Origin of the sequence: Paraburkholderia sp. CI2, assembly GCF_014201055.1 — a bacterium.
GTDB classification, from domain to species: domain Bacteria; phylum Pseudomonadota; class Gammaproteobacteria; order Burkholderiales; family Burkholderiaceae; genus Paraburkholderia; species Paraburkholderia tuberum.
Genome location: NZ_JACHDL010000038.1, coordinates 34,494 through 54,791, shown reverse-complemented (window position 1 = coordinate 54,791; position 20,298 = coordinate 34,494). Strand labels below are relative to the sequence as shown.

Below are 20,298 nucleotides of genomic sequence, written 5' to 3'. Positions count from 1 at the left end.
GAGATCGAGGAGCAAACGGGCCTGAACGTCTATGCGAGCGTGCCGCTGTCGCAGGCGAAAGTCGCGCGAATCGGCAAGACGCCGAAGCTGCCCGCCGGCGAGAAGTTCCTGCTGGCGAGCGAGTTTCCGCGCGACCCGTCGATTGAAAGCCTGCGCCGACTCAGAACCGCGCTTCATTTTGCCATGCTGGAATCGGAATCGGGCGACAATCGCGTGCTGCTGACGGGGCCGACGGAACAGGTGGGCAAGTCGTTCCTTTCGGCGAATCTGGCGGCGGTCGTAGCGGCGGCCGGCAAGCGGGTGTTGCTGATCGACGCGGACCTGCGCAAAGGTCATCTCGAGCAATACTTTGGTCTCGACTCGACGCCCGGCCTGGCTGACTATCTGTCGTCGGACGTGACGTCCGACCCGGTGATCATGCGTGACGTGCGTCCGGGCCTCGACTTCGTTGCGCGCGGAGCGATACCGGAGAACCCGGCCGAGCTTCTGGTGAGCGAACGCATGCAGCAATTCCTCGCGAAGACGAGCGAATACGACATCGTGCTGATCGACACGCCGCCGGTGCTCGCCGTCTCCGACGCGACCGCGCTTGCGGATAGCTGCGGCACCGTGTTGCTGGTGACCCGCTTCGAGACCACTTCCATTGCGCAGGTGGTGGAGGCCACCAAGCAGCTCAAGCAGGCGAATGCCCGGGTGAAGGGCGTGATCTTCAACGGGATCGATACGGATGTCTATCGCTATAGTCTGGGCGCGCGCGCAGGCCTCTATCGCAGTGCTTCCTATCTCGACGCATTGCCCGGCAGCGGCAAGACGCAGAAAGGCTAGCCTTCAGACGAGAACCATCGTCGTGTAGAGCGATGAAAAATTCACCCGGACCTCGACGTAGATAAATTGTGAATATCAAACATTCGATCGTCAGTATCGCTGGAGTCGTACTGAGTCAGGCGCTCAATTTCGTTTCGATTCTATTGATCGGGAAGTTCTGCGGGCCGACGGCTCTCGGGTATTTCAGCCAGCTCATGGCCGGTGGTCTTTTTATCGGGTCGGTGATCGGCTTGCGTCTGGAGGTTGCGTGCATGGCGGCGGACAAGGCCCAGGCCGTGCGCGCAATGACGAGTTCCAGTGCGGTCGCCATAGGGATCGGCGTGGCGCTCGTGGCGGCCACGGCAGCGGCCGGGCATACGGAATACATACCTGTTATCGGTCTGGCACTTGGCGTGTTCCTGCAACAGGCGTTGTGCGGAGCACTCACCACCGAAAGAAAGTACGCGCAAATCGCGACGATCCGGTTCTTCCCTAATGCCGCGTTCGCCGTCTACTTCGTCTGCATGATGATGTTTTCGAAAGGGGAGTGCACAGGCACCACCGTATTCAACATCTATAGCTGGATTTTTCTGGCCTCGACCGTTGTGCCCGCCGCGATCTGCCTTTACTCGGCGCGCCGGATGATCCCGTTGGCCTTCATCAGGTTCTCCGCGCTTCAGATCCAGTATGCAAAATTTGGTGTGCCGACCACTACGCTGAATTCATTCGTGATCTATGCGTCCGCCATTTTGATGCCGATGATCTTCGATCATCGTGAAGCCGGCATCTTTGCGCTGGCGTATCGTGTGGGGTACTTCCCTGCGTCCCTCTTGTCGCAAAGTTTGGGCGCTGTCTTCCGCCGCGATCTGATCGATTATTTCGACGGCCACAGAAAAGACAGAGTGAATCCCTCGAAACAGTTTTTTACTATGCTGACGTTTATCAGCATTTCTCTGGTGGCAGCGTGCTATGCAGGCCTTAGCCTCATTATCCACATGAAGATGGGCGACGAATGGGAACCGTCGATGTCCGTGTACCTGATCTTTGTTCCCTATTTCATCACGATGGCGATCTATGGCTCGATGGCTCAGGTATTCATTGTCGCGAACCGGCTGAAGATCGACTTGATGATTCAAGCAGTCAATGCCGTATCGATCTTCCTGATCTTTGCGACGGCTCAATTCCTCGGCGTCGGGTTCATCCACTCGCTTCTTCTGCTCAGCGTCTGTGGAACGATCGTGGCAAGTGTGGGTACTTACCAGGCGCTCAAGATCGGCAAGGAGCCGGACGCTTATTTGAATCGCCAACCTAGTTTTGAAGCGCCGTGATCTCTGCGCTCAAAAATCAGCGACGCTGCAAGTTTAGCTCCTCCACCGCGAGGCGAGTCGCTCACCTGTTCAGGGAAAGAGAATGCGCATTGTAAAACTCCCCGGCATCATCGGCAGGAATGCGAGTCCAGGCGTTTCGGCCGCGGTCTGGTTCATTCTGTTCATCGCGCTTTATGCGATCTCCGCGTTTCACGACAGCACGTTGCCGGCGCGTTTTCTGTTGGATGAACTGGTGATTTTCGACCGGATGAAGACCGTCACGGCTTTCAGGGCGTTTGGCGACTCATTTGACAATCTCGCGTGGCTGTTCAACTTTTTCGGTCTCCAGAGTTTCTCCATTTCTTTGATAGGATTTCTCGCATCGACAATCGGCATGTTTGTCGCCATCTGGCGTTCCGGTGTCACTTCGCTAAAGCCGGCCGAGTTCTTTCTGGTTGCCTTCTGGCTCGCCAATCAGACCGTCTACATCGGCGTTCCATCGAAAGAAATCATCATTTCGATTCTGGTTCTTTTGATGCTCTTTTACAACTCGTCGCGTGCGATATTGGTTTTGTTTGTCGTCCTGGCAGCGGTGGTAGCCGTGTACTTCAGATCGTATTGGGGCATTACACTGGCCGCAACCGTGTTTCTTTATTTCGCGCCAAACGGCTTCAGAAGGCCGATTTCATTGATCTTTTTCGCGCTGGCCATGTTTGTGATGGTCGCCTTCGTGTTCCAGAAGGCCTATGGCGAATCACTGGATTTCGCAAGGCAGAATGCCAATGAGTGGCGGGACCCGGAGGAAGTGGGGTCGATGATCGTACAGTTCATTCCAGGCAGTGGTATGTTCATTGGCGTGGCGAACGTCGCCATCACGCTGGCGACCTTCGTTTTGCCGGTGCGGTTGATTACGTCGGGTTCTCCGCTGCAAATGCTGGGCGGCATTGGCGTGTTTTTCACTTTTGCGACTGTGTTTGTGCGTTATCGCTCCGCGGCGGCGCTATTTCCGGTGGGTCGATTCGAGACGCTTTGTTTTTGTTTTCTGGTCAGTTTCCTGTCAACGCAAGCTATTTTCGAGCCGGACTACGGGTCATTTCTGCGGCATCTTTCGCCGGTGTCGCCGATGATAATGTTTCTCGTCCTGCGGCTCCCATACGATGAACATATAACGGTATCGGCGCAGAGTGGGTCGCGAGTGAACGACGGCGCCCGTCACCAGTCCACATTGTCGAAGCATCGCAGCCCCTCCTGAATCGCAATGACGGTCCGCTGATTCAGTAGGCCGTCGATGAAGCACATGATCGTAAACATCGGGGCGAACTATCTGACGCGCATCGGTGGGCACGACTTGACGCTGCGCGCGGCGATCGACAACATCACGAATCGCCGCTACTGGATGTTCCAGTACTCGGACTACATCGCGCCGGGTGATCCGCGCATGGTCAGCGTGAACGCGAAGATCGATTTCTGATCTGAGTTGCGCGGTGTCGCGGGCCGTGGCGGCCTCACTGTGCGCCGCCGGCGCGCATGGCCCGGTATTCCCGCTGCACGATGTCCATCAGCTCCGCCACCGAAGTCAGCGCGCTCTGTTGCTCGTAGGTCACGCGCCCTCGCTGCATCAACATGATGCGATCCGCGATATCGAGCGTCTGCGCATAGTTGTGCATGATCATGATGATCGAGAGGCCGCCTTTTTCCTTCAAGCGCATCAGTAGGTCGATGATGAGTCCCGCCTCGCGCGCGCCCATCGCGGCGAGCGGTTCGTCGAGCAACAGGATTTTCGCATTCGAATGCACGGCGCGCGCCACGGCGATCGCCTGGCGCTGGCCGCCCGAAAGACGCTCCACGGGCAAATCCACCGAAGGCACGTGCACGCCGATATCGTCGAGGCATTGCGCCGCGCGCTCGCGCATCCGTTTGTGGTCGAGCAGCCTGAACGGCCCGCGCCGCACGATTTCGCGGTTCAGGAACATGTTGTGGTAAATACTCAGCGAATTCGCGAGCGCGAGATCCTGATACACGCATTCGATGCCGAGCGAACGCGCATGATCGACCGAGCGCAACAGCGTCTCCTCGCCGTCGATGTGGAGCGTGCCGCTCGTTTGCTGATGAAAGCCCGTGAGGATCTTCACGAGCGTGGACTTGCCCGCGCCGTTGTCGCCGAGTATGCCGAGGATCTCGCCCTTGCCGAGCGTGAGCGAGACGCCATCGAGCGCCGTCACCGCGCCGAAGCGTTTGACGAGGCCGTCGCCGCGCAGCGCGAGCGGGGCGTTCGGCGCGCTGCGCGCAGCGGCCGTGGCATTGGCGCCCGCGGAGGAGGTTTGCGATTGGTCCATCATCGTCCACCCTTGCGGCGAATGCGCCCGACGTGGATGTTGAAGATCATCGCCGCCAGAATCGCGGCGCCAAGAATGATGTTGAACGTAAACGCGTTGATACCGATCAGTGTAAAGCCGTCGTTCAGAATACCGAGCACCGCTGCGCCGATGAGCCCGCCCACGATGGTGCCCGAGCCGCCCGTGAGCGGCGTGCCGCCGATCACGGCGGCGGCCACGGCAAGGAACATGATCTGGTTGCCGCCGGCCTGCGGGTCGATCGAGGTAATGCGAAAGGCTTCGAGCATGCCGGTGAAGCCCGCCAGCACCGCGGCGAGGACGAAGTTGCCGAGGCGCAGTCGCTTCACATGTATGCCGGCCTCGCTCGCGCCGAGCGGATTCGCACCCGCGGCCTGCGTATGCAGGCCCCAGCGTGTATGTCGCAACAGCACGTGCATCGCGGCCGCGATCACCAGGGTCCAGATGATCTCGCTGTAGCCCCACGCGCCCATGAACCCGGCGAAGGTGGGCGATCCCGGCGTGGCGGCGGGCGTGCCGCGCGAGATCGTGAGCGTGATACCGTTGATCAGAAAGAGCGTGCCGAGCGTCGTAACGAACGAGGGCAGCCGCAGCCAAACCGACACCGCCCCGTTCACGAAGCCGACGATTCCCGCGGCCACGAGCCCCGCGATCACGGCGAGCCACATCGGCGCGCCCGCGTCATTCGCGAACACCATCATGAATGGCGCGAACGCGAACACCATGCCCGCCGACAGATCGATGTCGCCGCCGATCATCAACATGATTTCGCCGAACGCGATGATCGCCACCGGCGCGATGAACTGCGACAGGTTGACGAGGCTCGCGTTGGTAAGCAGGAAATCGTGGTTTGCGAATTCGAAGTAGGCGGCCAGCAGCACGGCCACGAGCAGGATGCGCAGCTCGGCCGCCCATTGAGACGCGAAGGAAACGCCCGCGCGCCGGGGCGCGCGGACCGCTTTGCTGGTTTCGTTCACTGTATTCATCAGGACTTGATTGGGCCGGATCTCGGAACGATTTGCTCCTTGTCGGTCTTGCCTTCAAAGCGCGTCGAGGTATTCAGGTACGGCTCGACGTTATCCTTGGTCACGAATTTCAGGCCGGTGTTGATTTCGGCCGGGCCGACGAGGCCGCCGGAGCTGAGGAACACGAACGCCTCCATCACCGTATAGAAACCCTGGACGTAGGGCTGCTGATCGATGGTGAAGTCGAGGAAACCTTCGTGGATCAGCTGGATCGTGGTCGGCAGCAGGTCGAAGCCGCCGCCGTGCACGCCTTTGGACGGCAGGTTCGACTCTTTCATCACCTGCGCGACGCCCTGCGTGCTGCCCGCATCCACCGCGAACATGCCCTTCAGTTCCTGGTGGCCCAGGTAGAACGCCTTGATCTTCGACAGCTCCTCGTTGACGGTCGCGCCCGTGGCCACGGTCTGGATGTCGATCTTCTTGCCGGACTTCTTGATGGCGTCGCTCGCACCGTCCAGACGCGGCTGGATGTTGAGCTGCCCCGGCGTGGCGATGAACAGCCCGACCATGCCGCTGTCGATCAGACTGACGATGCGCTCGCCCATCTGGTAGCCCGACAGATACAGGTCCTGGCCGATATACGCGAGGCGCGGATTCTTCTTGCCGCGCGGCGCGTCGGCGTTGTACGCGAACACCGGAATTCCGGCGTCGAGCGCGGCCAGGATGGGCTTGTCGAAAGCGCTCGGATCGACGATCGGCACCGCGATGGCGTCGGCCTTCGCGGCAATCGCCGAGTTCACGGCGCGGACCATTTCGCCGGCATCGGACGTGGCCGAGCCGGTCCACTGATAATCCATGTTGAGTAGTGAGCAGGCATCCTGAATGCCGTACTGCGTGGGCACGAAGAACGGGTTGGTGGTGACGTGATTGACGAACACGATCCTCCACTTCTTGTGCGACGGAAAAGCCGTCTGCGCTGCCTGCGCGGTGCCGATCAGACCGCCCGCGCCGCCTAGCGCGCCCATCAGCGAAAGCGCTGCGCCGAGTCCCGCGCCCTGCATCAGCCCCCGCCGCGCCGTGCTGAAACCGTTGCCGCTGTTTTTCTGATCGTCATCCCGTTGCTGTGCCATCTGATCCTCCGGTTCTTGTCTTCATTGGTCGATGTGGTCGACGTTGCGTCGATTGCGTGCAGATGCTGGACGGCACCGGGAGTTCGCGGGGCAGCGCGAGAGTTTGGCGTGGGACGTGCAACCCCGATTCGGAAGCGCTCGATACGAGCCGTGCGGTACCGCAAAAATGTTAGTGCAGTGCGGTAGCGACTCCTAATCCATGTATACCCGTAACCGTTCCGAAGATTGGGACGCCGGGTCAGGATGCGTGTTTACCACGAGCGGCTGATCGCGCGGATGGGTGCGCGGCGCCCGGTGTCATCGTGGCGGCGTTCGTGTGATGCGCGTCCATGATGTGCAGCACGGTTTCATCGTGCATCAGCAGATAGTCCGTAATGATACGCCGGTGGCAGCGCCACCAGACCGCCTCCGAGCACATGATCGCGCAGCGCTGCCGATGACCGAGCGTCAGAAGTTGCGCCAGTCCCTCGCGGAACGCGTCGCTCATTGCATAGTCGGCATAGTTGCGAAAGGCCGGATGCGTCCAGTACGCATTCGGCGACGGCGCGTCATCCTTGCGCCTGCTGCGGCGTCCGCCGAGCGCGGCGAGATGCATGTAGTCGATATGTTCCGGCGCGAGCGAGGCGGGCAGCGTGTCGCGATTGAACTGCGGGTTGGTCCGCGAGCGCGGGATGCTGCGCACGTCGACGAGCAAGGCGATCCGCTCGCCTTTCAGTAAGTCGACGAATTCCTGCAACGGACGCGTCGAGTGGCCGATCGTGAAAAAAGGGCGTTTCGTTTCCATGCGTGCTTCGCCGGCGCCGATAGCGGCGACGATCCCTACAGACTTACAACGTGTGCGCAGTAACGTCAACTTTGTTTCGATTCAGGTGTTGCACGTGTCATGCCTGACGAGCGCGCGTATGCACGCGCTCGCGAATCGCAAGACCCCGGGGAGACAAGCCGGGTAGCCATCATTCCGGTATCGAGTGCAACCTTGCTCCCGCGAGTCGGAGTTGCAACAATGCACCCGCGACGGCGCCCGCGCCGCACGCAGTCGCCCGCGCATTGTCTTTCGACCCGCTTGCACCATGACCGACGGCCTGCCCAATCCCCAACGTGCGTTTGCGTACATCGCGATCGCCATCGCAATGACGATGTCGGTGCTCGACACTTCGATCGTCAACGTCGCGCTGCCCACCATCAGCAACGACCTCGCGGTATCGCCCGCAAACGCGATCTGGGTCGTCAACGCGTATCAGCTGGCGATAACGGTGTCCTTGCTGCCGCTCGCGGTGCTAGGGGACAGCCTCGGCTACAAGCGGGTCTACTGCTACGGACTCGCGCTTTTCACGCTGGCGTCGTTCGCCTGCGCGAATGCGCACACGCTGCTGGCGCTTGCGGTCGCTCGCGTGTTTCAGGGCTTCGGCGCGGCCGGCATCATGAGCGTAAATATCGCGCTGGTGCGCTTCGTTTTCCCGAAGGCGCGGCTAGGCGTCGGCGTCGGTTATTCGTCGCTGGTGGTGGCCGTTTCGTCGGCGGCGGGGCCGAGTATCGCGTCGGCGATTCTGGCGGTCGCGCACTGGCAGTGGCTGTTCCTCGTCAACGTGCCGCTCGGCGTGCTGGCGCTGTCGATCGGCGCGCGCACGTTGCCCGCGACGCCGACCTCGGGGGCTCGCCTGAGCGGCCTGAGCGTCCTGCTCAACGCGCTCACATTCGGCCTGCTGATCTCCGGTCTCGCGGCATTCAACCAGGCGGGCGCGACGCAGCGCGGCGCCGTGATGGTCGCGATCGCCTTGGTGGCCGGCGTGCTGTTCGTGCGACGCGAAAGCCGGCTCGCGACACCGATGCTGCCCATCGACCTGCTGCGCATGCCGGTGTTTTCACTGTCGATGGCGACGCCGATCTGCTCGTTCGCGGCGCAGACGATGGCGTACATCGTGCTGCCGTTCTACTTCGAGCAGACGCTGAAGCTGTCGGAAACACAGACCGGCATTCTGATGACGCCGTGGCCGCTCGTGACCGCGTTGATCGCACCGGTCGCGGGCCGGCTGTCCGATCGGTGGGCGCCGGGACGCATCAGCAGCGTCGGGCTCGTCGTGTTCGGGTGCGGACTCGCGATGCTCTGCCAGCTCGGCGAGACGGCGACGCGCTTCGACATCGTGTGGCGGCTCGCGGTCTGCGGCCTCGGCTTCGGTATCTTTCAGTCGCCGAACAACCGCGTGATCATCGGCAGTGCGCCGCGGCATCGCAGCGGCGGCGCGTCCGGCCTGCAATCGATGGGTCGTCTGCTCGGCCAGTCGAGCGGCGCGGTGGCGGTGTCCATCGTGTTCGGACTCGTGCATGGCCAGCACCTCACGTTGATTGCCGGCATTGCCGCGGCGCTCGCGTTGATCGCGGCCAGCGTGAGTTCGGTGCGGCGTATGACGGAGCACAGCGACGCCCCGCAGGAACAACAGGCTACGCCAACGCGGCCGCTCTCTGAGCGTTGACGCGGGTGCGGCGTCGTTCCGCCGCCCATACGCCTACGCGAGATTCGAAGGCGCCGCCTTCAGCACGTCGACGTGCTTCGGAATCAGGCCGAGATCGAGGAACGTCTCGGCGATCTGTTGCTGCTCGCCGAGAATCGCGCGGGTAATCGGCTGCGTGCCGAACTGCTGGCGCTGCACCGCCACGTCCACGACCTGCTTCGGCAGACCCCATAGCTGCGCGAGTTCGCTGGCGAGCTGATCCTTGTTCTGCTTGCCCCACTGATCGACCTTGTCGAGTTCTTCGATCAGGATCCGGACCACGTCGGGATTGTTCGCCGCATAACTCTGCGACGAGAAGTAGAACGCCCGATTGCCGACTACGCCGCTTGCATCGGCAATCACGCGAGCGCCGAGCGATTGCTCCACCGCGGCGAAGTTCAGGTTGCGTGCCGGAACAAATGTGCGGGCTCGCGTGCGTCGTCCGTCATTTGTTCTGGAAAGGCACCCGGTTCTAACCAGGCGGCGGCGGGGAGGGGGCTATGGGAGCCGAAATGGAGGCGCTGTCTGGCAGACCGCGACGGCAGGCGGTCTTCAGGAGCAAGCGCATCAAGCGCGCGGCGGCAACAGTGCCGAAAGCAGCCGGCGCAACTGCGCCAATTCGCTTGCCGTCAGCCTTTCAGTGAGAACGCGCTCGACCTGCTCGACGCGCGGACGCAAGGCCGAGAGCTGCTTCTTACCGGCAGTGGTGAGAAACAGCACGTAACTGCGCTTGTCGACAGGATCGTCCGCGCGCTCGATCTGGCCATTGCGCACCATGCGTGCAACGAGATCGGCAATCGTCGAACGATCCACGTCGAGTTTGTCTCCGAGTTGCCGCTGACTGACGCCAGGCGTCTCGTGCAAGACCTCGAGCGCCGCGTACTGCACGCTCGTGATCTCCGCGGAAACCTCGCTCAGCCAGACCGCTGCATGGCGCTGTTGGGCACGGCGCACCAGGCTGCCAGTAAATTTGGGGAGCGCGCCGGCGTCTTCGGGTTTGATCGGCAATTTCGGAGGTTTGGGTTTCGTTGTGGTTTAACGCACGCGAAAGATGGGCCGAAAGAAGGCGTTCAACTCCGCATACGCATTCAATGGAAGAACATGGGCCACGTATTGATCGGGACGTACCACGACGAGTGCACCTTGTTCGCGATCGATGCCGCGCTCGTCGAAGATATCAGTCGTCGCGTCGCTCGTAAATGCCTTTTCGTAGTCGATGAGGCCGTAGCGACCCTTGCGCGGCAGCAGGACGGCGGGGACGTCTTCGAGGCGGACTTCGCGATGCGGCTGTTGCAGCACCGCGCGCAGATCGAGAACACTGTCCACGTCGGCGTCCTTCGGCGTGAAGAGCCTCAAAACGGAATCGGGCGACTTGTCGAGATGCTCGCACAGCGCATCCAGCGCACGACGCGACGCGTCCGCGAAAGCGTACAGGCGCCAGCGGCCGTCCGCTTGCGCGGCATGCCCTAGATGGAACGGTTTTGCATCAGCGAGGCGAACGACAGGCGACGAGTGAAAGCGCGTACCGATCGCAAAGCCTTTGGCGAGCGCCTGATGCGTCGCTTCACCGGTCAGGGTGGTCGGCCGGTAACGCGTTGCGACGCCAGCCGTGTAGCGGCCAGCGCGAACGAAGTACGCCTGAAGCTCCGCGGGATCGACGCCGCCCGCCTCGGGCCGGTTCGGATCCTTCGGCGGCGCGGCCATCATCGCCGACCATTCCTTGTCGAAATCGATCAGCTCCTGCGCAATAGGTTGGCGCTCGTCCGAATACGTGCGCAACAGAGCGGCGTCGCTGCGCCCCTCCAGCACCGCGCCGAGCTTCCAGCCGAGATTGAAGCCGTCCTGCATCGACACGTTCATGCCCTGACCCGCTTTGGCGCTATGCGTGTGGCAGGCGTCGCCCGCGATGAACACGCGAGGCTCGCGCGAAGTGCCGTCGGCGGCGATGGCATCGTCGAAGCGGTCGGTGAGGCGCTGCCCGACCTCATAGACCGAGAACCACGCCACTTCTTTTACGTCGAGCGTATAGGGATGGACGATGCGCTGCGCCGTCTCGATGATGCGATCGACCGTGATCTGCTTGATGCTGTCGCGGTTCTCCGGGGTGACATCGCCGAGGTCGACGTAGAAGCGGACCAGATATCCGCCTTCACGCGGAATGATCAGCAGGTTGCCCCTGCTCGCGGACTGAATCGCCGCTTTCAGCCGGATGTCCGGAAAGTCGCTGACCGCCAGCGCATCCATCACGCCCCACGCATGGTTGGCCGCGTCACCGCGCAGCGTTTGTCCGATGGCGGTGCGTACTCGGCTGCGAGCGCCGTCGCAACCGACGACATAGCGCGCACGCACGGACATCGTCTCGTCGAGCCGCGCGGGATCGGTACGGCGCAGCGTGACCAGCACCGGGTATTCGTGCGTATCGTCGCGCTGAACGTCGACCACTTCGAGGCCGTAGTCCGGTTCGATCCGTCGCGCGGAGCGGCGCATCACGTCGAGCAGATATTCCTGGATGCGGGCCTGATTGACGATGACGTGCGGAAATTCCGAAAGGCCTGTTTCGGTATCCTGAACTCGGCCGGTACGGCTGATCGCGCCGCGGTCATTTGCATCGGGTCGCCAGAATACTGTTTCATTGACCCAATAGGCTTCTTGCAGCAGGCGGTCACTGAGGCCGAACGCATTGAACATCTCGACGGTACGGCACGCCACGCCATCGGCCTGACCCATCTGCAACGGTCCGTCGCGACGCTCGACGACGCGCGTGCCGATCGACGGGAATTGCGACAGCTGCGCCGCCAGTACGAGGCCGGCAGGGCCGCTGCCGACGATCAGCACGTCGACCGTCTCGGGCATCTGCGCAGCATGCGCATTGCTGATGACTGGCTCGATCGTCGGATCGCCGACCCGGAAACCGTTGAGATGAAATTGCATGACGTCCTCCTCCGTTCAGTAGATATCTGCTGAACGCGAATATACTCCGTACCCCAACCATTTTGAAGTGCTTCGTGGGAGGATGGATGTTTACCCTGGTTCGGTAGAGCGCTCGTGGACTTTCGGGAACGGCTGTTTCAATGACCGTGCGAATGGCCCCCATGGCCACCCCAGTAGCCGCCAATGCCGATGCCGAGGCTCACGGAGGGCGCGACGTAATACCCGGGGGCATAGCCATAGGCGGGCGCTGGCTCATAACCGTAGCCATAGCTGGGCGGCGGCGGGGCGACGACGCAGCCCGCCAGGCCGGCCGATATGATGATTGCAAAGAGTAGTCTGGTCATGATCGTTTTCCTCCAATCATTGAGGAGGCGCAAGATTCAGTCCAGCCGTCTTCTGCCACCACGTCGACAGTAGCCATTCGTCGGCGGCGAAGTAAAGCGGCAGCTTCGCTGGATAGGCGAGGCTGTTCCGATACGCGATGCAATGAACCGCGGAATACCAGTGCGGGAGTCACGTAATGGCCGTTCATCAGTACCCGGTCGAGCGCGTGGGTCGCATCGACGAGCTGCTCGCGCGTTTGCGCGCCCAGCACCTTGCGCAGGATCGCGTCGACGGCTGGCGATTTCACGCCCGTGAGATTATCGGAGCCCGGCTCGTCCGCGTACTTGCTGCCGAAACGCGACAGCTGTTCGGTGCCCGGCACCTGCACGTCGGGCAGGCGCACGGTCGTCGGCATACCACATTGCCGATCCGCTCAGCACGAGCATGATCAGCAAGCGCCGCCGGTTGGACCAGTGGATCGCCGAGGAAGTCATCACTGGGTCGCGGTGTCCGCAACGGTGCATCCACGCGGCAGGCGATCGCGATGCGCGCATCAGCCGCCCGCGCCCGTCACGCGCCACGCCGTGTTGCCGACGTCATCGGCGATCAGTAGGCCGCCGTCGCGATCCTGGGCGACGCCCACGGGCGCGCCATACAACTCCTTCTGATCCGGCGACATAAAGCCCATCACGACGTCTTTCGGCGCACCGGCGGGCTTGCCGTTCTCCAACGTCACGTACGACACCACATAACCGCTCAACGGCGAGCGGTCCCAACTGCCATGCGCACCGATGAACGCGCCGCCGCGATACTGCGAGGGCAGGCTGTTGCCGGTATAGAAGGTCAGTCCTGGCGGCGCGACATGCGAGCCGATCGAGAAGTCTGGGGCAATCGCCTTCGCGACGAGGTCGGGACGCTGCGGTTGAGCACGCGGATCGACGTGCTGGCCGTAATAGCTGTACGGCCAGCCGTAGAAAGCATTCTCCTTCACCGACGTCAGATAGTCGGGCACGAGATCGGGGCCGATCTCGTCGCGTTCGTTCGCGATGGCCCAGAGCCGGTCCGTCGTCGGTTCCCATTGCAGGCCGGTCGGATTGCGAATGCCCGCCGCGTAAGTGCGGCTTGCGCCCGTCGCCGTATCGATTTCGAGTACGTCCGCGCGCCGGTACTCGACCTCCAGCCCGTTCTCGCCGACATTGCTGTTGGAGCCGACTCCCACATAGAGCTTCTTGCCATCGCGACTGGCGAGCAGGGCTTTGGTCCAGTGATGGTTGATCGTATCGGGGAGATCGGCGAGTTCGACGCCGCGCTCGCTGATGGTGGTTTCGCCCGTCTTGTATGGAAACTTCAGGATCGCATCGGTATCGGCGACATAGAGTGTGTCGCCGACGAGCTGCATGCCGAACGGGGAATGCAGATGGTCGATGAACACATACCGCTCCCATTCGCCACTGCCGTTGGCAGGCTTTCTGAGCAGCGTAATGCGATTCGCGCCGTCGGCCTTCTTTCCCGATCTGGCTTCGATCAGCCCGGCGATGACCTGCTTCGGCGTGGTAACGGCCTCCTCGTTCGGGCTATTGGCTTCCGCGACGAGAACGTCACCATTGGGAAGCGTATAGATCTGGCGAGGGTGCACGAGTCCCGAGGCGATCTTCTCGATCTTCAGGCCGTCGGCCACCTTGGGCGTCGCGCCATTTTTCCATCCCACGTATTTCGGCACCTGCATCGGCGGTGCGAAGAAGTTGCGTGCCCGCGGTATCGACGGATTCGCTCCGGCCTGCTGCGAGGGGTCGTACTCTGCCCGTACGTGGCAGCCGCTCATCAACACGGAGATGGTGATGACGAACGCGCTGCCGGCGATCAGCTTAGCCATGAGTCACCTCGGGGAGATCGAGCCTGTTCATTGCCATCGCGACGTGGGCGATGCTCAGCAGCACGACGGTGATGACCGACAGAATCACGTTGTCCGGGACCATCGCATAAGCGTCGCGGCTGTGCACGAATGCATTGACGATCGCCGCGATGATGGCGAGCAGATTGAGCCAGAAGTCGATTCTTTCGATACGCGTGACGCGGCGACGTCGCTGCAACCAGACGTGACCGAAATTGAGCAGGCGCGGAATGATGGCAATGATCAGGCCCACCGTAATGAGCCACGCGGCGCCCTTGCCCCAGAACACGTTACGTGTGCTCATGTAGGTCAGGTCAAAGATCAACGCGCCGACGAACATTCCATACGAGATGGGGTTCAACAGTCCGGAGATCGCGGGGCGCGAGTTTCGATGGATGTGTGGCGGAATGTCTGATAGCGGACGGCGTGGTGGACATAGCTTCTCCTTTCGATGTGGGAGCCGACGTCGTCTTGCCGCGCATTAGCCATGCCTGAACGTTTCGCTCGACTTTCGGTCGTCGCGGCGGGTGCGGGTGGGCATGCCTAGTGCTGCGGTTACGGGTTATGCGTTGGCGGCGTTACCAATGATCGACGCGAGGAGCCGAGATGAAACGATTCATATTGGCTGTGTTACTGCTTACGCCATTGATCTCCGGCGTGGCGGGTTGTCAGAAAGCGCACCAGGCCGGCAACGACAGCACGAGTGCGGGTGGTGCGAAGATGGGTGTTGCGGCGTCGGGGGATGGGGCTTCTGCGGGGGCGCGGCAGTAGCGGCCGTCAACGTCAGCCCGCCAAGCACAAGCGGTCCCGCAAGAAGGGAGCAGCGAGATCCGTGCTGCTCAAATGGACGTTGCTCCCCGCCAGGCAACTTGAACTGGTTGCTCCGTACGGGTATTCAGAATTGAGCAGTTTCAGGCGTCGACCGTTGCGCCAGAAGAAACCGCGTTCGGCCGCGAGCATCGTTTCGCCGTCGAAGCCGCGCACCGTATGGCGGCTTATCATTCATCCCCAACGCTGTTCATGTCAAGGCGGCCGAGCCTCGATGCCAGTTGCAGTTTCGCATTGTGCCAGTCAGCGAGCGTCTGAACGCGCCGTTGCTGAGCCGTGGCAAGCGATGTCTGCGTGTTCAGTACTTCGAGGATGTTCCCCACACCTGCCCGGTAGCGATGCTCAGCGGCGTCGAATGAGCGTCGGGCAATCGCGAGCGCCGTCTCGCTATGCATCGCATTTCGCGTGGCAGTGCGCAGCGTCTGATAACCCGCCCAGACATCAAGCGCCACCTGCTGCTGTGTTTCCGCGGCCGCGTCGCGTTGACGTTCTGCTTCAGCCTCGGCTTGCCGGATCTGGTAATGCCGCCCGAACCCTTCGAAAAACGGAATACTTACCTGCACGCCGATGTAGGCATCACGCCCGGTTGCCGGAAACGTTTGAACACCCAGACCCAGGCTCGTCGGTTGGTTGTTGCGGCTGTACTTCGCAATGAGACTGACGTTCGGTAACCCTTGCGCACGTGTCTGGGCGATGGCGGCGTTCGCGGACTCGAACTGCGCCTGCGCCGCCAGCACGCGCGGGTGCGCCCGTTTGACATCGTCGATCATCGCCACGACCGAGCGGCTAAAGGTCTCGTCGGGACTGGCATTCTCCGTGACGGAGAGCACAGCAAGCGGTACGTTCGGGTTAAGCCCCATGTCTGAGGCCAGCGTGCCCAGCGCCGTCTGCGTGTCTCCTTCGGCCTTCGTGAGATTGAATACCGCGTCGTCGTGCTGGGTCTGGGCCTGTAGCGCGTCGGTGACCGGAGCGACGCCCCGATCAACCCGTGCCTCCGCCGCGACGACGATTTCGCGCGTCATGCGTTCGATCTCGCTGGCCGCGGCGAGCGCCCCCTGCGCCGCCTGGGCGGCATAATAATCTCTGGCAATCGTCGCGAATTCCGCCAGCACGGCTGCGTCCTGCGTCGCCCTTGCCGCAGCGAGCAGGTCGGACGCGCTATTCAGTGCGGCAGCCCGACCGCCGAAATCGAAAAGCACCCAGTTCAGGTCTACGCTGGCCGAGCGGATGGTAGCGGCAGTGTTCGAACTGAGTTGTGGTTCGCCGCTCACGCGGGTCTCGGCATTGTCCCGCACGCCCTGCCAGTTGCCTGAAATGGTCGGCAGGAATGCCGCGCGCGCGACGCCAACGGCAGCCGCCTGCGCTTTCACGCTAGCCCAGGCGGCACGGGTTTTCGGGTTGTTGCATAGCCCGCGCGCGATCGCTTCGCGCAAACTCAGTGGTTGTTCCCGCGCGCCAAAGTCGCAAGCCTGCTCATCCGGCGTCATGTTCAGTTCCATCCCGGCGACCGGATTGGTGGGAATGCCGCGCTGCGCAAGCAGCGGGTCGAAAGCGAGTGCGGGTAACGCGAATGCCAGCACAATTCCGGTCACGGCGATTCTTTGCATCATACGTCTAGCGTTCACGCATGCTCTCCTGTACGCCCTCAACCAACGGCCCGAGGAAATAGTGCGCGACGCTCTGTTTGCCCGTCCTGATTTCGGCGCTCACGGCCATCCCTGGCGTGAGCGTGATCCATCTGTTCTCGATCCATATCCGGTTCGTCTTCAGGCGCACGCGCGCGGTGAACGCAAGGCCCAGTTTCTTATCCTGCACCGCATTGTTCGCGAGCGACACGACTTCGCCCTCCAGCATGCCGTAGCGCGTGTAGGGGAACGCTGCCACTTTGATCGCTGCACGCTGCCCCACACTGACGAAGCCGACATCCCTGTTTTCGACTGTCGCTTCGACCTCCAGCGCATCGTCTGGCACGATCTCCATGAGCGCCTGCGCAGTCGTCACGACGCCGCCCAGGGTATGCGTGGCCAGTTGCTGAACCGTGCCGGCAACGGGTGCGGTGAGGCTCATCAGGTTCGCGCGCGTATGGGCCTTGGTCTCATCACTGCGGCTCTGGATGAGCTGCTGCGTCGCCTTTTCCAACTGGTCAAGCTGTTCGCGGCGAAACTGCGATGAGGTCGCCTCGATCTGCGCGCGCTGTCCTGCGATACCGGCCACCAGTTCGCGCGCGCGGCTTCGCTGCGTCGCCAGTTCATGTTCCTGCTCAAGCGCGGTCTGTTCCTTCGCCAGATAGTCGTGCCGGGCAACGTACCGGTCGGCCGACAGTGTCCGGTAGTCGTTTGCCTGCGCACGGGCGAGCGGCGCGGTGGCAGCAAACTTCGCAATCTGCTGCCGCGTACTGTCGAGTTCGGCTTCGCGCCTGGCCAGTTCGGCACGCGCTGCATCAAGCCTGTCCTGATACTCTCGATACGCGCCTTCTGCCAGTCGCTGCGCCTCCTGCTGGCGCTCATCCGGCGCGTCATCGACTGGCACTACCCGCAGTTGCGAGCCAGTCTGCTCTGCGGTGAGCAGTGCCTGCGCACGCGCTGCGGTGAGCGCCGCATCCAGCCTGGCCGATTTCGCCTTGTCCTCATCAGCCACCGCCTGCGTGGTGTCAAGCTTCAGCAGCAGTTGCCCGGCGGCAACCCGCTGTCCATCGCGCACGGCGATTTCCCGCACGACACCAGTGATGGCTGGCTGCACGATCTTCACCCGTCCATTGGGCACGAGCTTGCCCTTTGCGGTTGCAACGATATCAAGCTTCGCGAAGACCGCAATGGCAAGGACAATGACAGCGAGCGCGACGATCAGACGCGCTGTCCAGCGCGGCGCCGGGTGAACGGGCGTCTCGACAAGTTCAAGGTGCGCCGGCTGGAACGCCAGTTCATAGTCGAGTCTGGCCGGTGCATCGAGCTGCGCGCGCACCGACCACGCGGCACGCCACACGGCTACATAGCGGCGGCATAGGTCTGCGAACGCCTGGAAACGCGGTGATATCGTCATTAACTGTTCTGCAAGGAGACCAGGTGGGCGTAATAGCCGCCTTGCGCCAGCAGGGCATCGTGGGTGCCACGCTCGACGACCTGTCCTCGGTCCATCGCGATAATCTGGTCGGCGTGCCGCACGGTGGTCAGGCGGTGCGCGATGATGATGACCGTGCGGCCGGCACAGATCGCGCGCATGTTGTTCTGGATCACGCGTTCGGTTTCAAAGTCGAGGGCGCTGGTGGCCTCATCGAAGATCAGGATACGCGGGCCGGTCAGCAGGGCTCGCGCGATGGCCAGACGCTGCCGCTGTCCGCCAGACAGGTTGCCGCCGTGCTCCTCGACCAGCGTGTCGTACGCCATCGGCAGTTCGCAGATGAAGTCATGCGCGCCGGCCAACTGCGCGGCCTGCATCACGGCCTCAAGCGGGGCGCCGGGATCAGCCAGCGCGATGTTCTCGCGGATCGAGCGGTTGAACAGCAGACTCTCCTGCAGGACAACACCGACCTGCCGGCGCAGCCACGCGGGATCGGCCAACGCGAGATCGATGCCGTCGATGCGCAGCGTGCCCTGTTCGGCCAGATACAACCGCTGCAGAAGCTTGGCAAGCGTGCTTTTACCGGAGCCGGAACGGCCTACGATACCGACGACCTGACCCGCGCGGACATCGAGCGAGACCCCGTCGAGGACTGGCGGCCCGTCCGCCCGGTAGCGAAAACGCACGTTCTCAAACCGGATGTCGCCCCTGAGCGCGGGCATTGTCTGGGTGCCGGGTGGCAATTCCGTGCGTGAGTTGAGGATGTCGCCGAGCCGTCGCATCGAGATGCCGACCTGCTGGAAGTCCTGCCACAGTTGCGCCAGCCGCAACACCGGGCCGGCGACGTGTTGCGACATCATGTTAAATGCAATGAGTTCACCGACCGTGAGCCGGCCATCGATCACGAGGCGCGCACCGAAGAACAGCGTGACCAGCGAGACCAGCTTCCCGACGTACTGAATGAGTTGCTGGCCGATGTTGCTCAGACTGACGACACGAAAGCCTGACGCTACATAGGCGGCCAGTTGTGCTTCCCATTTCCTGATGAATTGCGGCTCGACGGCCATCGCCTTGACCGTTTCCATGCCGGAGACAGTCTCGACCAGGAATGACTGGTTGTCCGCGCCGCGTGAAAATTTCTCGTTCAGGCGCTGCCGCAGACCCGGTATGAGTGCAGCCGACACGGCGGCATACAGTGGCAGGGAGACGACAACGATGAGTGTCAGCCGTACGCTGTAGAGACACATCACGGCGAGAAACACGACTGAAAACAGCAGATCGATGACCGCCGTCAGCGCCTGTCCGGTCAGAAAATTGCGAATGCTTTCCAGCTCGCGCACCCTGGCAACCGTGTCACCGACGCGGCGGGCCGCGAAATAGTTCAGCGGTAGCGTGACCAGGTGGCGAAACAGGCGCGCGCCCAGTTCCACGTCGATCCGGTTCGTGGTGTGGGCAAAGGTATAGTTGCGCAGGCCCGCCAGGAGCACCTCGAAGGTCGCACTGACGAAGAGGGCGATACAGACGACATCCAGGGTGTTGTAGGTGCGATTAACGAGCACCTTGTCCATCACGACCTGGAACATGAGCGGCGAGACCAGGCCGAAGAGCTGCAGCATCAGCGAGATGCCAAACACTTCCAGCAGCAGGCGCCGGTACCTGACGATAGCAGGGATGAACCACGAGAAGTCGAAGCGCGCGAGTTCACCGGCCAGCGATGCGCGGGACGCGAACAGGATCATATGTCCGGTCATGCGTGCGGCGAGCACATCGAGCGGCATCACGCTGGGCGCCGAGGCCTGCGCTTCGAGTACGAAGGCGGTTTCGCCGTCACACCGTGCGATGACAAAGTGATTACCGTCGCGGTCCAACACAAGTGCAGGTAATGGGGCCCGGCCCAATCGCTCGATGCGAAGCGGCGCGACGCGGGCCTTCAGGCCGAGCGAGCGGGCACCGAGCACCAGCGAATCGACGCTGAATGCCTCATTGCCGAGCGCGAACGCGTGCCGCAGTTGCGCCGCGTCAGCGGCAATGCCGTGGAAGCGTGCAATGACGACAAGACACGCGAGTCCAGCATCGGCGACGGGCATGGATTCAGCGGGAGTGCGGTGATCCGGTGCGTTCATTCGGTTTGTGGCGTTGCAGACGTGCGTGCCGTAAGGCAGGCGCACCTGGCAAACATTTCGGAAACGGAGATAGTGGTGTGCGGCTTCGTGTACGC

Annotated in this window: 16 protein-coding genes and 4 pseudogenes; 5 read left to right on the top strand and 15 right to left on the bottom strand. The window is 62.3% G+C overall.

The features are described from left to right. The 4 genes and pseudogenes from HDG32_RS33610 to HDG32_RS33595 all read left to right on the top strand — a co-directional run. A partial coding sequence (locus HDG32_RS33610) for a polysaccharide biosynthesis tyrosine autokinase (protein ID WP_184073890.1) occupies positions 1-825 on the top strand: 825 nt, incomplete at its 5' end. Between the two features lie 68 nt (positions 826-893). Next, positions 894-2,132: a lipopolysaccharide biosynthesis protein gene (locus HDG32_RS33605; RefSeq protein ID WP_184073888.1), complete on the top strand. Its 1,239-nt coding sequence runs from the start codon at positions 894-896 to the stop codon at positions 2,130-2,132. 82 nt (positions 2,133-2,214) lie between these two features. Continuing rightward, on the top strand, positions 2,215-3,363 hold the full coding sequence (locus HDG32_RS33600) for a hypothetical protein (protein ID WP_184073886.1): 1,149 nt from the start codon (positions 2,215-2,217) through the stop codon (positions 3,361-3,363). Between the two features lie 45 nt (positions 3,364-3,408). Continuing rightward, a pseudogene (locus HDG32_RS33595) lies at positions 3,409-3,582 on the top strand (hypothetical protein); the annotation flags it as partial. 34 nt (positions 3,583-3,616) lie between these two features. On the opposite strand, the gene HDG32_RS33590 reads toward HDG32_RS33595, so the two are convergent. The 4 genes from HDG32_RS33590 to HDG32_RS33575 form a co-directional block, all read right to left on the bottom strand. Next, entirely contained in the window at positions 3,617-4,447 is an 831-nt protein-coding gene (locus tag HDG32_RS33590; protein ID WP_184073898.1) for an ATP-binding cassette domain-containing protein, read from the bottom strand. Next, positions 4,447-5,451, bottom strand: a complete 1,005-nt coding sequence (locus tag HDG32_RS33585) for an ABC transporter permease (protein WP_184040728.1) — start codon at positions 5,449-5,451, stop codon at positions 4,447-4,449. The genes HDG32_RS33590 and HDG32_RS33585 overlap by 1 nt, the downstream gene beginning before the upstream one ends. Then, complete coding sequence (locus tag HDG32_RS33580; protein ID WP_184073884.1) at positions 5,451-6,560, bottom strand: sugar ABC transporter substrate-binding protein; 1,110 nt, start codon at positions 6,558-6,560, stop codon at positions 5,451-5,453. Before HDG32_RS33580 ends, HDG32_RS33585 begins: the two co-directional genes overlap by 1 nt. 238 nt (positions 6,561-6,798) lie before the next feature. Continuing rightward, positions 6,799-7,344, bottom strand: coding sequence for a DUF488 family protein (locus HDG32_RS33575; RefSeq protein WP_184073882.1), 546 nt, complete (start codon positions 7,342-7,344; stop codon positions 6,799-6,801). A gap of 286 nt (positions 7,345-7,630) precedes the next feature. Here HDG32_RS33575 and HDG32_RS33570 point away from each other — a divergent pair, with 286 nt between their 5' ends. Next, the gene (locus HDG32_RS33570) at positions 7,631-9,031 is read left to right on the top strand and encodes an MFS transporter (RefSeq protein WP_184073880.1); all 1,401 of its coding nucleotides are present in this window, start codon (positions 7,631-7,633) and stop codon (positions 9,029-9,031) included. A 33-nt stretch (positions 9,032-9,064) separates the two neighbouring features. On the opposite strand, the pseudogene HDG32_RS33565 reads toward HDG32_RS33570, so the two are convergent. From HDG32_RS33565 to HDG32_RS33515, 11 genes and pseudogenes are all read right to left on the bottom strand, one after another. Beyond that, positions 9,065-9,445: pseudogene (locus tag HDG32_RS33565) on the bottom strand (sulfonate ABC transporter substrate-binding protein); the annotation flags it as partial. Between the two features lie 171 nt (positions 9,446-9,616). Continuing rightward, positions 9,617-10,057 carry a MarR family winged helix-turn-helix transcriptional regulator gene (locus tag HDG32_RS33560; RefSeq protein WP_184040718.1) on the bottom strand — a complete coding sequence of 147 codons (441 nt, stop codon included), beginning with the start codon at positions 10,055-10,057 and terminating at the stop codon, positions 9,617-9,619. Between the two features lie 27 nt (positions 10,058-10,084). Then, the gene (locus HDG32_RS33555; protein WP_184073878.1) at positions 10,085-11,980 is read right to left on the bottom strand and encodes an FAD-binding monooxygenase; all 1,896 of its coding nucleotides are present in this window, start codon (positions 11,978-11,980) and stop codon (positions 10,085-10,087) included. 137 nt (positions 11,981-12,117) lie between these two features. After that, on the bottom strand, positions 12,118-12,324 hold the full coding sequence (locus HDG32_RS33550) for a hypothetical protein (protein WP_184073876.1): 207 nt from the start codon (positions 12,322-12,324) through the stop codon (positions 12,118-12,120). A 16-nt stretch (positions 12,325-12,340) separates the two neighbouring features. After that, positions 12,341-12,713: pseudogene (locus HDG32_RS33545) on the bottom strand (ABC transporter substrate-binding protein); the annotation flags it as partial. A 144-nt stretch (positions 12,714-12,857) separates the two neighbouring features. Beyond that, on the bottom strand, positions 12,858-14,177 hold the full coding sequence (locus tag HDG32_RS33540; RefSeq protein ID WP_184073873.1) for a sorbosone dehydrogenase family protein: 1,320 nt from the start codon (positions 14,175-14,177) through the stop codon (positions 12,858-12,860). Then, complete coding sequence (locus tag HDG32_RS33535) at positions 14,170-14,556, bottom strand: DUF2231 domain-containing protein (protein WP_244144947.1); 387 nt, start codon at positions 14,554-14,556, stop codon at positions 14,170-14,172. The genes HDG32_RS33540 and HDG32_RS33535 overlap by 8 nt, the downstream gene beginning before the upstream one ends. A gap of 556 nt (positions 14,557-15,112) precedes the next feature. Further along, positions 15,113-15,191, bottom strand: a pseudogene (locus tag HDG32_RS33530) (ShlB/FhaC/HecB family hemolysin secretion/activation protein); the annotation flags it as partial. A 2-nt stretch (positions 15,192-15,193) separates the two neighbouring features. After that, positions 15,194-16,633 carry a TolC family protein gene (locus HDG32_RS33525; protein WP_184073871.1) on the bottom strand — a complete coding sequence of 480 codons (1,440 nt, stop codon included), beginning with the start codon at positions 16,631-16,633 and terminating at the stop codon, positions 15,194-15,196. A 4-nt stretch (positions 16,634-16,637) separates the two neighbouring features. Continuing rightward, positions 16,638-18,062, bottom strand: coding sequence for an HlyD family type I secretion periplasmic adaptor subunit (locus tag HDG32_RS33520; protein ID WP_184073870.1), 1,425 nt, complete (start codon positions 18,060-18,062; stop codon positions 16,638-16,640). Next, positions 18,062-20,203 (bottom strand): type I secretion system permease/ATPase, encoded by a 2,142-nt coding sequence (locus HDG32_RS33515; protein WP_311540536.1) that lies wholly within the window; start codon positions 20,201-20,203, stop codon positions 18,062-18,064. Before HDG32_RS33515 ends, HDG32_RS33520 begins: the two co-directional genes overlap by 1 nt. Positions 20,204-20,298: the final 95 nt, after the last annotated feature.

What these genes read in the sequence shown, in the direction of transcription:
- HDG32_RS33600 (WP_184073886.1), top strand. Translation starts at nt 2,215, where the DNA reads ATGCGCATTGTAAAACTCCCCGGCATCATCGGCAGGAATGCGAGTCCA.
- HDG32_RS33590 (WP_184073898.1), bottom strand. Translation starts at nt 4,447, where the DNA reads ATGGACCAATCGCAAACCTCCTCCGCGGGCGCCAATGCCACGGCCGCT.
- HDG32_RS33585 (WP_184040728.1), bottom strand. Translation starts at nt 5,451, where the DNA reads ATGAATACAGTGAACGAAACCAGCAAAGCGGTCCGCGCGCCCCGGCGC.
- HDG32_RS33580 (WP_184073884.1), bottom strand. Translation starts at nt 6,560, where the DNA reads ATGGCACAGCAACGGGATGACGATCAGAAAAACAGCGGCAACGGTTTC.
- HDG32_RS33575 (WP_184073882.1), bottom strand. Translation starts at nt 7,344, where the DNA reads ATGGAAACGAAACGCCCTTTTTTCACGATCGGCCACTCGACGCGTCCG.
- HDG32_RS33570 (WP_184073880.1), top strand. Translation starts at nt 7,631, where the DNA reads ATGACCGACGGCCTGCCCAATCCCCAACGTGCGTTTGCGTACATCGCG.
- HDG32_RS33555 (WP_184073878.1), bottom strand. Translation starts at nt 11,980, where the DNA reads ATGCAATTTCATCTCAACGGTTTCCGGGTCGGCGATCCGACGATCGAG.
- HDG32_RS33550 (WP_184073876.1), bottom strand. Translation starts at nt 12,324, where the DNA reads ATGACCAGACTACTCTTTGCAATCATCATATCGGCCGGCCTGGCGGGC.
- HDG32_RS33540 (WP_184073873.1), bottom strand. Translation starts at nt 14,177, where the DNA reads ATGGCTAAGCTGATCGCCGGCAGCGCGTTCGTCATCACCATCTCCGTG.
- HDG32_RS33525 (WP_184073871.1), bottom strand. Translation starts at nt 16,633, where the DNA reads ATGATGCAAAGAATCGCCGTGACCGGAATTGTGCTGGCATTCGCGTTA.
- HDG32_RS33520 (WP_184073870.1), bottom strand. Translation starts at nt 18,062, where the DNA reads ATGACGATATCACCGCGTTTCCAGGCGTTCGCAGACCTATGCCGCCGC.
- HDG32_RS33515 (WP_311540536.1), bottom strand. Translation starts at nt 20,203, where the DNA reads ATGAACGCACCGGATCACCGCACTCCCGCTGAATCCATGCCCGTCGCC.